General features: G+C 72.0%; 13 protein-coding genes. 8 read left to right on the plus strand and 5 right to left on the minus strand.

Features of this window, described 5'->3' with window-relative positions:
• Nucleotides 1-24 precede the first annotated feature (24 nt).
• Together AC27LF_RS00145 and AC27LF_RS00150 are read left to right on the plus strand one after the other, a co-directional pair.
• Nucleotides 25-1,008 carry a multicopper oxidase domain-containing protein gene (locus AC27LF_RS00145; protein WP_479660512.1) on the plus strand — a complete coding sequence of 328 codons (984 nt, stop codon included), beginning with the start codon at nt 25-27 and terminating at the stop codon, nt 1,006-1,008.
• Nucleotides 1,009-1,323: 315 nt separating this feature from the next.
• The gene (locus tag AC27LF_RS00150) at nt 1,324-2,361 is read left to right on the plus strand and encodes a LacI family DNA-binding transcriptional regulator (RefSeq protein ID WP_479660513.1); all 1,038 of its coding nucleotides are present in this window, start codon (nt 1,324-1,326) and stop codon (nt 2,359-2,361) included.
• Between the two features lie 16 nt (nt 2,362-2,377).
• Here the strand turns inward: AC27LF_RS00150 and AC27LF_RS00155 are convergent, their stop codons facing one another.
• Nucleotides 2,378-3,169 (minus strand): VOC family protein, encoded by a 792-nt coding sequence (locus tag AC27LF_RS00155; RefSeq protein WP_479660514.1) that lies wholly within the window; start codon nt 3,167-3,169, stop codon nt 2,378-2,380.
• A gap of 268 nt (nt 3,170-3,437) precedes the next feature.
• Here AC27LF_RS00155 and AC27LF_RS00160 point away from each other — a divergent pair, with 268 nt between their 5' ends.
• Nucleotides 3,438-3,683 (plus strand): WhiB family transcriptional regulator, encoded by a 246-nt coding sequence (locus AC27LF_RS00160; RefSeq protein ID WP_479660555.1) that lies wholly within the window; start codon nt 3,438-3,440, stop codon nt 3,681-3,683.
• 60 nt (nt 3,684-3,743) lie between these two features.
• A complete protein-coding gene (locus AC27LF_RS00165; protein ID WP_479660515.1) occupies nt 3,744-4,235 on the plus strand; it encodes a peptidylprolyl isomerase in 492 nt (163 codons plus the stop codon).
• Between the two features lie 68 nt (nt 4,236-4,303).
• Here the strand turns inward: AC27LF_RS00165 and AC27LF_RS00170 are convergent, their stop codons facing one another.
• The 4 genes from AC27LF_RS00170 to ssgD form a co-directional block, all read right to left on the minus strand.
• Complete coding sequence (locus AC27LF_RS00170) at nt 4,304-5,278, minus strand: acyl-ACP desaturase (RefSeq protein ID WP_479660516.1); 975 nt, start codon at nt 5,276-5,278, stop codon at nt 4,304-4,306.
• A 226-nt stretch (nt 5,279-5,504) separates the two neighbouring features.
• Nucleotides 5,505-6,281 carry a dimethylargininase gene (ddaH, locus tag AC27LF_RS00175; protein WP_479660517.1) on the minus strand — a complete coding sequence of 259 codons (777 nt, stop codon included), beginning with the start codon at nt 6,279-6,281 and terminating at the stop codon, nt 5,505-5,507.
• Between the two features lie 100 nt (nt 6,282-6,381).
• Nucleotides 6,382-7,998, minus strand: a complete 1,617-nt coding sequence (locus AC27LF_RS00180) for an ABC-F family ATP-binding cassette domain-containing protein (RefSeq protein ID WP_479660518.1) — start codon at nt 7,996-7,998, stop codon at nt 6,382-6,384.
• A gap of 302 nt (nt 7,999-8,300) precedes the next feature.
• Nucleotides 8,301-8,714, minus strand: coding sequence for a spore wall synthesis regulator SsgD (gene ssgD / locus AC27LF_RS00185; RefSeq protein WP_479660519.1), 414 nt, complete (start codon nt 8,712-8,714; stop codon nt 8,301-8,303).
• Nucleotides 8,715-8,997: 283 nt separating this feature from the next.
• Here ssgD and AC27LF_RS00190 point away from each other — a divergent pair, with 283 nt between their 5' ends.
• The 4 genes from AC27LF_RS00190 to AC27LF_RS00205 all read left to right on the plus strand — a co-directional run bounded on the left by AC27LF_RS00190 (nt 8,998) and on the right by AC27LF_RS00205 (nt 12,586).
• Nucleotides 8,998-9,720 (plus strand): endonuclease V, encoded by a 723-nt coding sequence (locus AC27LF_RS00190; protein ID WP_479660520.1) that lies wholly within the window; start codon nt 8,998-9,000, stop codon nt 9,718-9,720.
• A gap of 118 nt (nt 9,721-9,838) precedes the next feature.
• Nucleotides 9,839-9,985 (plus strand): morphogenic membrane protein MmpA, encoded by a 147-nt coding sequence (gene mmpA, locus AC27LF_RS00195; protein ID WP_479660521.1) that lies wholly within the window; start codon nt 9,839-9,841, stop codon nt 9,983-9,985.
• 101 nt (nt 9,986-10,086) lie between these two features.
• Nucleotides 10,087-11,241: a CaiB/BaiF CoA transferase family protein gene (locus AC27LF_RS00200; RefSeq protein WP_479660522.1), complete on the plus strand. Its 1,155-nt coding sequence runs from the start codon at nt 10,087-10,089 to the stop codon at nt 11,239-11,241.
• Between the two features lie 130 nt (nt 11,242-11,371).
• Nucleotides 11,372-12,586, plus strand: coding sequence for an acetyl-CoA C-acetyltransferase (locus tag AC27LF_RS00205; RefSeq protein ID WP_479660523.1), 1,215 nt, complete (start codon nt 11,372-11,374; stop codon nt 12,584-12,586).
• The last annotated feature ends 17 nt before the right edge of the window (nt 12,587-12,603 follow it).

The following is a 12,603-nucleotide window of genomic DNA, read 5'->3' on the forward strand; positions in this document are numbered from 1 at the left end:
CCTTACCAGGGTGGGGAGTTCCGCATGGACAGACGCGCGTTCAACCGGAGGGTGCTGCTGGGCGGCGCGGCGGTCGCGACATCGTTGTCACTGGCGCCCGAGGCCGTCAGCGCGGCCACGCCGCCGCGCACCGCACCGGCCGGCGGCGAGGTCAGACACATCAAGCTGTACGCCGAGAAGCTGGCCGACGGACAGATGGGCTACGGCTTCGAGAAGGGCAAGGCGACGATCCCCGGGCCGCTCATCGAGCTGAACGAGGGCGACACGCTGCACATCGAGTTCGAGAACACCATGGACGTGACCGCGAGCCTGCATGTCCACGGACTCGACTACGAGATATCCAGCGACGGCACCAAGCTGAACAAGAGCGACGTCGAGCCCGGTGGCACCCGCACCTACACCTGGCGCACCCATGCGCCCGGCCGCCGGTCGGACGGCACCTGGCGCTCCGGCAGCGCCGGCTACTGGCACTACCACGACCACGTCGTCGGCACCGAGCACGGCACCGGGGGCATCCGCAAGGGTCTGTACGGCCCGGTGATCGTGCGCCGCAAGGGCGACATCCTGCCCGACCGCACCCATACGATCGTCTTCAACGACATGACCATCAACAACCGTCCGCCGCACACCGGGCCCGACTTCGAGGCGACGGTGGGGGACCGGGTCGAGTTCGTGATGATCACGCACGGTGAGTACTACCACACCTTCCATATGCACGGTCACCGCTGGGCGGACAACCGGACCGGGCTGCTCACCGGGCCCGACGATCCGAGCCAGGTGATCGACAACAAGATCGTGGGGCCCGCCGACTCCTTCGGGTTCCAGGTGCTGGCGGGGGAGGGCGTCGGTGCGGGCGCCTGGATGTACCACTGCCATGTCCAGAGCCATTCCGACATGGGGATGGTCGGGCTGTTCCTGGTGAAGAAGCCGGACGGGACGATTCCCGGGTACGAGCCGCACGGGCCCCATGCGGGGGGCTCGGCGGACGGGGACCACTCCGCCCACTGAGCGCTCCGCTATGGGGGCCGCTGGTCCGTCGTCGTTTGTCTGCGGTTGGGGTGTGGCTGGGCGCGCAGTTCCCCGCGCCCCTTTGGGGCGTGCTGCGGCGGGTGTGTCGAGTGGGGTGGGTTGGACTGTCGTCGTTCGTGTGCGGTTTGGGTGTGGCTGGGCGCGCAGTTCCCCGCGCCCCTTTGGGGCGCGTTCGGGGCTGGGCGCGTAGTTCCCCGCGGCCCTATTGGGGCGCGTTTGGGGCTGGGGTGGGGGTGGGGAGAGCGCTCTCGGGGCGGGGCTATCCTGAGGCGGAGTCGCCGAGGGAGGTCCGTCGTGACCGAGACAGCGCCGCGTCCCACGCTGGAGGCCGTCGCCGCGCTCGCCGGGGTGTCCCGGGCCACCGTGTCCCGGGTGGTCAACGGCGGTGACGGGGTCAGGGAACCGCTCGTCCAACGGGTGCGGCGGGCGGTCGAAGAACTCGGTTACGTCCCCAACCGGGCCGCGCGCAGCCTGGTGACCCGGCGGCACGACGCCGTCGCCGTGGTCATCGCCGAACCGGAGGCCAGGGTCTTCGCCGATCCCTTCTTCGGCCTTCAACTCCGCGGGATCAGCAAGGAGCTGACGGCCCACGACAGTCAGCTGGTGCTGCTGCTGACGGAGGGCAGGGACGACCACGCGCGCGTGGCCCGCTATCTCGCCGGCGGCCATGTCGACGGGGCGCTCGTCTTCTCGCTGCACCTCGACGACCCGCTGCCCCGTCTGATCCGGGGCGCGGGGGTGCCCACGGTCTTCGGCGGGCGGCCCGACTGGAGCGACGCGCCGGGCAGTTCGGTGTACGTCGACTGCGACAACCGCGGCGGGGCCCGCGCGGCCGTACGCCATCTCGTCGGTCTCGGCCGGACCCGGATCGCGCACATCACCGGCGCCCTCGACCAGACCTCCGCGGTGGACCGGCTCGACGGCTTCCGGGACGTCATGGGGGACACCGATCCACGGCTGATCGTGGAGAGCGACTTCACCCCCGTCGGCGGGGAGCGCGCCATGCGGGAACTCCTCGACCGCCGCCCGGACGTGGACGCCGTGTTCGCCGCCAACGACCTCACCGCCTCCGGTGCCCTGCGGGTGCTGCGCGAGCGCGGCCGGCGCGTGCCCGAGGACGTCGCGGTGATCGGCTTCGACGACATGCTGCCCGTCGCCGAGCAGACCGACCCGCCCCTGACGACGGTCCGTCAGGACATCGAGGAGATGGGCCGGCTGATGGCGAACCTGCTGCTGACCGGCCTCGACCGCGGCCACCGTGAGGACACCGCGCCGGACACACCACCCGGTGTGATCCTGCCGACGACGCTGGTGCACCGCGGCTCGGCCTAGGACACCGACCGGCCGCTCACTCCGTCGGGGGCTCACCGCGGATCACCGCGAAGCGGGCGCCCTGGGGGTCGGCGAGCCGGGCGATACGGCCGACGCCCTCCACCGTGACGGCGGGCATCCGTACCGTGCCGCCCAGTTCCAGCGCCCGCGCGACCACCGCGTCCGGGTCCTCGGCCCCGAAGTACGGCAGCCAGTACGGGCCGGCCGCCGCCTCCGTGGGATCGTCGGCCAGCGGGACCATTCCGCCGAACATCGCCTCCTCCCCGCCCTCGGCCGGATTGACGCAGGTGTATGTGCCGCCGGGGAAAGGCACGGCCGACGTCTCCAGGCCGAGCGTGCGGTGGTAGAACGCGGCGGCCGCCGCGACATCCGGTGTGTACAGCTCGACCCAGCACAGCGAACCCGCCTGACCCGCCAGGTCCAGGCCCTTCAGACGCTGGGGCTGCCAGATACCGAAGGGCACACCCGCGGTGTCGGCCAGCACCGCCATGCGGCCCTGCCCCATCACATCCATCGGCGGGAAGGACACCCGGCCGTGTGCCCCTTCGGCCGCGTCCGCGGTGGCCTGCGCGTCCCCGCTGCGGAAGTACACCGTCCAGGACGGCGGGCCCTGCTCCGCGGCGACGGGCGCGCCGCCGGCGACGACTCTGCCGTCCAGCTCGAAGAAGCCGTAGCCGCCGGCGTCGGGGCCCGCCGAACGGAACCGCCAGCCGAAGATGCCGCCGTAGAAGGCGGCGGTGCCGTCGATGTCGGACGTGGTGACGTCGATCCAGTTCGGAGCGCCGTCGACGAAACGGGTGGTGAGCATCATCGCCCTCCTCGGAAGGGTCCCGTCCTGTGCACAGCCGAGTCTCGCACCGCCCACTGACAATCGCCGCCCGGCGCCGCCGCCCGCCGGGACGGTTCCCGGTCACCCAGCGTGACCGGCGGCGATCCCGTTGTTTTCGTCCGGCTCCCGCGCGCCGCCGTGCGCCACGCCAAGACCGTGTCGCATCATCGGGGCGGCCCAGGGCCCCGGCCGCGGCGTTGAGCCGGCGTTGATCGAACGTTTTTCGCCGGACGGCACCATCCTGGCCATGCACTTCGACACGATCACCGCGCCCGACCTGGCCTGGCAGGAGGGGGCGTTGTGCGCGCAGACCGGGGCCGACTTCTTCTTCCCCGAGCCCGGCAGCTCCGTGCGTGAGGCGAAACGGATCTGCGGTCTGTGCCCGATCCGCTCCGCCTGCCTGGACTACGCGCTGGATCACGACGAGCGCTTCGGCGTCTGGGGCGGCCTGTCCGAGAAGGAACGCCTGGAACTGCGCCGCGCGCCCCGCTGACGAGCGGGTGGCGCGACCGTCGTCGCGGGTCGGGTGCCGTCGGGCGATAGATTGATCGCCATGAGTGACAACGTGTACTTCGACATCACGATCGACGAGCAGCCCGCCGGCCGGATCGTGTTCCGGCTCTTCGACGACGTGGTGCCCCGCACCGCGGAGAACTTCCGGCAGCTCGCCACCGGCAAGCCCGGCTTCGGCTACGCCGGATCGGCGTTCCACCGGGTGATACCCGACTTCATGCTGCAGGGCGGCGACTTCACCGCGGGCAACGGCACCGGCGGCAAGAGCATCTACGGCGGCACCTTCGAGGACGAGAACTTCACCCTCAAGCACGACCGCCCCTACCTGCTGAGCATGGCGAACAGGGGGCCCGGCACCAACGGCTCGCAGTTCTTCATCACCACGGTCGTCACGGACTGGCTGGACGGCAAGCACGTGGTCTTCGGCGAGGTCGTCGAGGGGCAGGAGATCGTGGACCGGGTCGAGGCCCTGGGCAGCCACACCGGCCGGACCCGGGCCACCATCAAGATCGCCGAGAGCGGCGTCTGCTGAACACCGGCCCCCGGGCACGGGCCGCGGACAGGGCGCACCGATAGGCCGGTGCGCCCCGGCGGTGTCGGTCAGCCGGCCGCCCGTGCCGCCATCCTGGCCTTGCGCGCGGCCAGCTTCTCGTCGAACCGCGCGGCCTCCGTGTCCAGGCCGCCCATGAACAACCCCAGTTCCTCCTGCGCCCGAAGCCCCTCGGGGCCGAGCCCGTCGATCTCCAGGACCTTCAGGAAGCGCAGGACGGGCTGGAGCACGTCGTCGTGGTGGATGCGCAGGTTGTAGACCTCCCCGATCGCCATCTGGGCGGCGGCCCGCTCGAAGCCGGGGATGCCGTGGCCGGGCATGCGGAAGTTCACGACGACATCCCGGACGGCCAGCATGGTCGGGTCGGGCGCGATCTCGAAGGCCGCCTTCAGCAGATTGCGGTAGAAGACCATGTGCAGGTTCTCGTCGGTCGAGATCCGGGCCAGCATCCGGTCGCAGACCGGATCGCCCGACTGGTGACCGGTGTTGCGGTGCGAGATGCGGGTCGCCAGTTCCTGGAAGGCGACGTAGGCGATCGAGTGCAGCATCGAGTGCCGGTTGTCGGACTCGAAACCCTCGCTCATGTGGGCCATCCGGAACCGCTCCAGCTTGTCCGGGTCCACCGCGCGCGAGGCGAGCAGATAGTCGCGCATCACGATGCCGTGCCGGCCCTCCTCGGCCGTCCAGCGGTGCACCCAGGTGCCCCACGCGCCGTCCCGGCCGAAGAGGGTGGCGATCTCGTGGTGGTAGCTGGGGAGGTTGTCCTCGGTCAGCAGGTTCACCACGAGCGCGGTCCGGCCGATCTCGGTCACCTTCGACTGCTCCTTGTCCCAGGGCTCGCCGTCGGCGAAGAACCCGGGGAAGTTGCGGCCGTCGCTCCAGGGCACGTACTCGTGCGGCATCCAGTCCTTGGCGGCCTTCAGATGGCGGTTGAGTTCCCTCTCGACCACGTCCTCCAGTGCGTACAGCAGCCGTGCGTCGGTCCACACGGACGGGCTACCGAGGTGGGGAGAGGTGATCGTCACAGGAACTCCAGGGGGACGGCGAACAGGGGGGAGCGGAACGGCTCGTGCCGGCGAGCGGCGCCGGAAACCTACGTGATCGTAGGCTACGAGACCGTAGGTTACGAAACCGTAGGTTAAGCGCGTCGTAAAGAGCGCTGTTCAGGCGTGTTCCCTGGCAAAGGAGGGACAACGAAAAGGCTCCGGGTACCCGAAGGATCCCGGAGCCGGCGCGGTGCGGAGCAGGGGATCAGGCGTACAACTCCCGCAGCCGCACCGACAGACACGTCACACAGCCCTCCAGTTTCTCGAACTCGCCGATGTCCACCGGGACCACCTCGTGACCGAGGTCGGTCAGCAGCTCACGGGTCTTCGGGGCGCTCGACGCCATCAGCAGCTTGCCCCCGCCGAGCAGCACCACATGGGCTCCGGACTCCTCGGGCACCGCCAGGAAACCGGGGAAGAGCGAGGGCCGGTCCACGTGCGGGATGTGCCCGAGCACCGTGCCGTCGGGCAGGGCGGTCACCGCGGACTTCAGATGCAGCACCTTGCTCACCGGAACGGCGACCACCCGCGCACCCAACGGTTCGAAGGCGGCCCGCAGTTGCTGCACCCCGGCGGCGTTGGTGCGTCCGCCGCGGCCGACGTAGACCGTGTCCCCGACCTTGAGGACGTCCCCGCCGTCCAGGGTGCCGGGTTCCCAGATCCAGTTCACCGAGCAGCCGAGGCGGGCCACGGCCTCCTCCACACCGAAGGTCTCGGCGCGCCGTGACTCGGCGCCGGGCCGGGCGATCAGCGCCACGTTCCGGTACATCACCACGGTGTCCTCGACGAACACGGAGTCCGGGCAGTCGTCGGCCGGGTCCACCTCGATGGTCTCCCAGCCGTGCGCGCGCAGCGTGCCGACGTACGCCTCCCACTGCTCCACGGCGCGCCCCACATCGACCGTCGTGCGTTCGACGTGTGTCACCAGACCTTCGGCGAGGCGCGGACCGGGGCGGCGGACGAGGGCCTTCTTGCTGGGCACGGCTGGTCTCCGTATCGGCGGGGCGGTGTGCGGTCTCCATCGTGCGGTGCCGGTCCGCCATGATGCAGGACGGGGCGGCCCGGCCGACACCCCCATCGGGTCACCCGACGGCCTCCGGTGTGATCTCCCGGAGTTCGCCGTCCTCCAGGAGCAGCCAGCGGGTGATGCCGGCCGACCTCAGGAACGGCACGTCATGACTGGCCACCAGCAGGGCACCCTGGTACGACTCCAGGGCCGTGGTCAGCTGCCGCACGCTCGCCATGTCCAGGTTGTTCGTGGGCTCGTCCAGCATGAGCAGCTGCGGCGCGGGCTCCGCCAGCATCAGCGCGGCCAGCGCGGCCCGGAAGCGTTCCCCGCCGGACAGGGTGGCCGCCTTCCGGTCGGCCCGGGCGCCGCGGAACAGGAACCGGGCGAGGCGGGCCCGGATCCGGTTGGGGGTGGCGCCCGGCGCGTACCGGGCCACGTTCTCGGTGATGGTCAGCTCACCGTCGAGGACGTCGAGCCGCTGCGGCAGGAAGCGCAGCGGGACATGCGCCGTCGCCTCGCCCGCGACCGGGGCCAGCTGCCCGGCGATGGTGCGCAGCAGCGTCGTCTTGCCCGCGCCGTTGCGTCCGAGCAGCGCGATCCGCTCCGGCCCGCGCACGTCGAGGACGCCGCCGACCCGTGCTCCGTACGTCAGCTCCAGGTCCCGCAGGGTGAGCACGTCCCGGCCCGGCGGTACGGCCGTGTACGGCAGGTCGACGCGGATCTCGGCGTCGTCGCGTACGGCGTCCACCGCCTCGTCGAGCCGGTCCCTGGCCTCGGCCAGCCGTTCCTCGTGCAGGACGCGGTGCTTGCCCGCGGACTCCTGGGCGGCCCGCTTGCGCGCCCCCATGACGATCTTCGGCTCGCGTTTCTGCTCGAACATCTTCTGCCCGTACCGCTTTCGGCGGGCCAGCTTCGTGCGGGCGTCGGCCAGCTCGCGCCGCTGCCTGCGCACATCGGCCTCCGCGACCCGCACCATGCGCTCGGCGGCCTCCTGTTCGGCGGCGAGAGCCGCCTCGTACACCGAGAAGTTGCCGCCGTACCAGGTGACCCGTCCGGCCCGCAGGTCGGCGATCTGGTCGACCAGGTCGAGGAGTTCGCGGTCGTGGCTGACCACGACCAGTACGCCCGGCCAGGACGCGACGGCCGCGTGCAGCCGTCGGCGGGCGTACAGGTCGAGGTTGTTGGTGGGCTCGTCGAGCAGCAGCGCGTCCGGGCGGCGCAGCAGCAGCGCGGCCAGCCGCAGCAGCACCGACTCGCCGCCGGAGACCTCGCCGACGGTGCGGTCAAGACCGATGTGGCCGAGGCCGAGTTCGCCCAGGGTGGCGAGCGCGCGCTCCTCGACGTCCCAGTCGTCGCCGAGCGTTTCGAAGTGCCCCTCGGTCGTGTCGCCGGCCTCGATGGCGTGCAGCGCGGCCCGGCGGGCGGCGATGCCCAGCGCCTCGTCGACGCGGAGCGCGGTGTCGAGCGTGACGTTCTGCGGGAGGTAGCCGATCTCGCCGGTCACCCGGACGGTGCCGGCCGACGGGGTCAGCTCCCCGGCGATCAGCTTCAACAGGGTCGATTTGCCTGATCCGTTGACGCCGACGAGTCCGGTCCTGCCGGGGCCGAAGGAGAGGTCGAGGCCGTCCAGGACGGGTGTGCCGTCGGGCCAGGCGAAGGACAGGGAGGTGCAGGTGAGGGAAAGTGACATGGAGCCTCGCGGTTGTTCGTGCGGTCGGGGCACATGCGCGTCGAGGCACCGCGGGGCGGCAACCGGGGGACCGGGGCCGTGGAAAGGCCCTGTGCCGGGGGACGGCTCGGACGCCGAGGTCGCACGCGACGCCCACACCTCGGGTGTGGAACGCGGTGACTCAGGACCTCAGACGAGCAACGTCCTTCTCCTATCGACGGCAACAGAACCGCCAGAGACGCTACGAGGGGGCCGGAAGGCTGTCAACGCGATTAAAGCGCTCCATCGCCGACGCGCCGCCGTGCGGCGCGCAGCGGCGGCGCTCAGGCGCCCCGCATCAGCTCCGCCAGATCGTGGTCGAGGTCGAACTGAAGGTGCTCACGGCCGAGCGGCACCAACGCGCTGGTGGCGTCCAGGAACCGGCGGATCTCGGCGGAGTGGACGTGCACGACGGCCGTGCCCTCGGGTGCGTGGAACTCCAGGACGGTCCGGTCGTACCCGTACGGCCGCACGCGTACGTCGCCGTGCCCCTGCGGGCCGTGCAGGCCGGCCGTGAGGAGGTCGCGGGCGAACGTCCAGCAGACCTCCACACCCTCCAGGGTGGCCGGGGCGGGGAACGACATGCGGATGGCGAACGGGTCGCGCCGGTCGTAGTGCAGCGTGGCGGGAATGCTGGGCATGCGCGGGGCGGCGGCGACGAGACGGGCCTGTACGGAGTGCTCGATGACGATGGACAACGCCTTGCTCCCTCGTGACGGCTGGACGGACGTCCGGGTGGACGAGACCTGGCACTGGAAGAGACGACGGAACGGCCTCGTACGTGCACAGAAAATCCGAGTGACCTCTGTCACCGCTTTCATGCACGCACGTTTCGCCCGCGCCCGGCTCGTGCCCGGCCACATCGCGTCTGGCCGCGCAGCCGGTGGCGCCCACACGCGCGTGCTGCCTGGCGCGGACCCCCGTACGGGGTGGGAGCGCGGTGACGGCCGGCCCGCAGCGGCGCGTACCCTCGTGGCCACCATGACGACCGTACCGACGCCCGGGGACCGGCCCGTGACCGAGGAGCAGGCCCGCGCCGTGCAGGACGCACTGCGCGGGCGGGTGGTGCTGGACGAGGCCGGGCCGCCGCCCGGGACGGGCCGCATCACGGGGGTCGACGTCGCCTACGACGACGAGCGCGACCTCGTCGCGGCGGCGGCCGTCACGCTCGACGGGGCCACCCTGGACGTGCTCGCCGAGGCCACCGCCGTCGGCGAGGTCGCCTTCCCGTACGTGCCAGGACTGCTCGCCTTCCGCGAGATCCCCACCGTGCTGGCCGCTCTCGACAGGCTGCCCGGACCCGCGGGTCTGGTCGTCTGCGACGGCTACGGGCTGGCCCACCCGCGCCGCTTCGGGCTCGCCTGTCATCTGGGCGTGCTCACCGGCCTGCCCACGATCGGCGTCGCCAAGAACCCGTTCACCTTCACCTACGACGCCCCGGCGGGCGAGCGCGGCAGCGCCTCGCCGCTGCGAGCAGGCGACGAGGAGGTCGGCCGCGCCCTGCGCACCCGGGACGCCGTCAAACCGGTCTTCGTCTCCGTCGGCCACCGGGTGAGCCTCGACAACGCCTGCGCCCACACGCTCGCGCTCACCCCGCGCCACCGGCTCCCGGAGACGACGCGCCGCGCGGACGCCCTGTGCCGCCGGGCGCTTCAGGAGGCGACGCTCCACCGCTCTCCGGCCTCGCGCTCCCCGCGGTCGTAGACGGCCGGGCCGTCTTCGGGGCCGAGCGCGGCACGGCCCTGGAAAGTCCCGAACACCACTACGCCGTCTGAGTATGTGTACGGATGTGGCGGCGGCGCCGCACCAGCAGGCTGGGTCCATGACGACGCACCCCCGCCCGCGCGCCCTCGCCCGACGCCACGGCCCCACCGGCCGTCCCGCGACGGTCGCGCTGGTCCTCGCCGTCCTGGCGGGACTCGCCTGGACGGCCGGAATGATCTACACCCTGCTGCGGTGGACCCTGTAACGTGGCCAAGCGCTTGCTCTTTCGGCCTTGTGCCGGGACAAAGCGTGTTCCTAGCATCGCTGGTGCTACATCGGCTGTGTCACATCGACCGGAGGCCGCCCATGACGACGGCAGGGACGCCGACGCGGGGAGCGGGCCCGCTCACGGGCGTGCGCGTGGTGGAACTGGCCGGCATCGGCCCCGGCCCGTTCGCCGCCATGCTCCTCGCCGACCTGGGTGCCGACGTCGTCCGCGTGGACCGGCCCGGCGGTCCCGGCATCGGCGTCGACCCCGCCCACGACGTCACCAACCGCAACAAGCGCTCGGTGATCGTCGACCTGAAGTCCGCGGACGGCCCGGCCCGCGTCCTCGACCTGGCCGAACGCGCGGACATCCTGATCGAGGGCTACCGTCCGGGCGTCGCCGAACGGCTCGGCGTCGGCCCCGAGGTCTGCCACGCCCGTAATCCACGGCTGGTCTACGGCCGGATGACCGGCTGGGGGCAGCAGGGCCCGCTCGCCCGGCGGGCCGGCCACGACGTGGCGTACATCGCCGTCACCGGCGCCCTCGGCATGATCGGGCAACCGGACCGGCCCCCGGCGGCCCCCGCCAACCTGATCGGCGACTACGCGGGCGGCTCCCTCTACCTGGTCGTCGGCGTGCTCGCCGCGCTCCACCACGCGCGCGTGACCGGCGCCGGACAGATCGTCGACGCGGCCATCGTGGACGGCACCGCCCACCTCACCACCATGATCCACGGCATGCTCGCCGTCGGCGGCTGGCAGGACCGCCGCGCCGCCAACCTGCTGGACGGCGGCTGCCCGTACTACGGCACCTACGAGACCGCCGACGGCCGGTACATGGCGGTCGGCGCCCTGGAGCAGCGGTTCTACGAGGATTTCCTGCGGCGGCTCGGCCTCGCCGATCTGATCCCGGCCCGCACCGACCCGACCCGGTGGGGCGAGCTGCGCGAGCGGATCGCCGCCCGCTTCAAGTCCCGCACCCGCGACGCCTGGACGGCCGTCTTCGAGGGCTCCGACGCGTGCGTGGCGCCCGTCCTGTCACTGCGCGAGGCCCCCCGCCACCCGCACCTGGCCGCCCGGGGCACCTTCACCGAGCACGCCGGCCTCACCCAGCCGGCCCCGGCACCCAGGTTCTCCGCGACCCCCACCGCCGTCCGCACCGCCCCCGCGCTGCCCGGCACCGGCACCGCGGACGTGGCCCGCGACTGGGACGTGCCGCGCCTGCTCTGCGACCCCGCCGCGGACGACGCATGATGGAACCGCCGTTCCCCCTCGACCGCGCGCCATGCCCGGAACGCCCGGGCGGGCGAGCCGAGGACGGGCCGTGACCCCTGGCCGCCCCGATGACCCCAGCGCCGTGAAACCCTCGTGGAAAGGCTTGCCAGTGAGCACCGAAGCGTACGTGTACGACGCGATCCGCACCCCGCGCGGCCGCGGCAAGGCGAACGGCGCCCTGCACGGCACGAAGCCCATCGACCTGGTCGTCGGCCTCATCCACGAGATCCGTGCCCGCTTCCCCGGCCTCGACCCGGCGGCCATCGACGACATCGTGCTCGGCGTCGTCGGCCCGGTCGGCGACCAGGGTTCGGACATCGCCCGCATCGCCGCGATCGCGGCCGGGCTGCCGGACACGGTGGCCGGCGTCCAGGAGAACCGCTTCTGCGCTTCCGGCCTCGAAGCGGTCAACCTGGCCGCCGCCAAGGTCCGTTCCGGATGGGAGGACCTGGTGCTCGCCGGCGGCGTCGAGTCGATGTCCCGGGTGCCGATGGCCTCCGACGGCGGCGCCTGGTTCAACGACCCGATGACCAACCTCGCCGTCGACTTCGTGCCGCAGGGCATCGGCGCCGACCTGATCGCCACCGTGGAGGGCTTCACCCGGCGCGACGTCGACGAGTACGCCGCGCTCTCCCAGGAACGCGCGGCCACCGCCTGGAAGGAGGGCCGCTTCGCTCGCTCCGTCGTCCCGGTCCTGGACCGCAGCGGACTCGTCGTCCTCGACCACGACGAGCATCCGCGCCCCGGCACCACCGCGGACTCGCTGGCCAAGCTGAAGCCGTCGTTCGCCGACATCGGCGAGCTGGGCGGGTTCGACGCCGTGGCCCTGCAGAAGTACCACTGGGTCGAGAAGATCGACCACGTCCACCACGCGGGCAACTCCTCCGGCATCGTCGACGGCGCCGCCCTGGTCGCGATCGGCTCCCGTCAGGCCGGCGAGCGCAACGGCCTGATGCCGCGCGCGCGGATCGTCTCCGCCGCCGTCTCCGGTTCCGAGCCCACCATCATGCTCACCGGTCCCGCGCCCGCCACCCGCAAGGCCCTCGCCAGGGCCGGGTTGACCATCGCCGACATCGACCTGGTCGAGATCAACGAGGCGTTCGCGGCCGTCGTGCTGCGGTTCGCCAAGGACATGGGCCTGTCCCTGGACAAGGTCAACGTCAACGGCGGCGCCATCGCCCTCGGTCATCCGCTCGGCGCCACCGGCGCCATGATCCTCGGCACCCTCGTCGACGAACTGGAACGCCAGGACAAGCGGTACGGCCTCGCCACGCTGTGCGTGGGCGGCGGCATGGGCATCGCCACCATTGTCGAGCGCGTCTGACCAGCCGGCGGATCACC

This window comes from Streptomyces diversicolor (assembly GCF_057537855.1).

Coding starts and splice junctions, on each gene's coding strand:
- AC27LF_RS00165 (WP_479660515.1), top strand. CDS start 3,744: ATGAGTGACAACGTGTACTTCGACATCACGATCGACGAGCAGCCCGCC.
- AC27LF_RS00200 (WP_479660522.1), top strand. CDS start 10,087: ATGACGACGGCAGGGACGCCGACGCGGGGAGCGGGCCCGCTCACGGGC.
- AC27LF_RS00160 (WP_479660555.1), top strand. CDS start 3,438: ATGCACTTCGACACGATCACCGCGCCCGACCTGGCCTGGCAGGAGGGG.
- AC27LF_RS00155 (WP_479660514.1), bottom strand. CDS start 3,169: ATGCTCACCACCCGTTTCGTCGACGGCGCTCCGAACTGGATCGACGTC.
- AC27LF_RS00190 (WP_479660520.1), top strand. CDS start 8,998: ATGACGACCGTACCGACGCCCGGGGACCGGCCCGTGACCGAGGAGCAG.
- mmpA (WP_479660521.1), top strand. CDS start 9,839: ATGACGACGCACCCCCGCCCGCGCGCCCTCGCCCGACGCCACGGCCCC.
- AC27LF_RS00145 (WP_479660512.1), top strand. CDS start 25: ATGGACAGACGCGCGTTCAACCGGAGGGTGCTGCTGGGCGGCGCGGCG.
- AC27LF_RS00180 (WP_479660518.1), bottom strand. CDS start 7,998: ATGTCACTTTCCCTCACCTGCACCTCCCTGTCCTTCGCCTGGCCCGAC.